The organism is Salmonella sp. SAL4457, from assembly GCF_046548235.1.
In the GTDB taxonomy this organism is placed as follows: Bacteria; Pseudomonadota; Gammaproteobacteria; order Enterobacterales; family Enterobacteriaceae; genus Salmonella; species Salmonella enterica.
The window spans coordinates 1-270 of sequence record NZ_JBGDZO010000533.1; the positions used below are offsets into that span (position 1 = coordinate 1).

1 protein-coding gene is annotated in these 270 nt (G+C 67.4%); it reads left to right on the forward strand.

What is annotated here, in order from left to right:
- Window positions 1–85 precede the first annotated feature (85 nt).
- The coding region (locus tag ACLJNW_RS25365; RefSeq protein WP_410961388.1) for an NAD-dependent epimerase/dehydratase family protein at window positions 86–270 on the forward strand (185 nt) is incomplete at its 3' end.

Below are 270 nucleotides of genomic sequence, written 5' to 3' on the forward strand. Positions count from 1 at the left end.
ATGGGGGGAGGATGCACGGTCATCGGGCAGATCGATGTCCAGGGTCCAGACTGAAAGGGCACGCAGGCAAAACGAGGAGACAGCCATGCACATTCTCTTGACCGGCGGTACCGGCCTGATGGGTCGCCGCCTGTGCGCCCGCTGGCGACAGGCCGGACACCGGCTGACCGTGTTCAGCCGGCGGCCGCAGCAGGTGGAATCGCTGTGCGGCGTCGGCGTGCGCGGCATCGATCGTTTCGACGAGTACGGCGACCAGCCGCTCGACGCGGT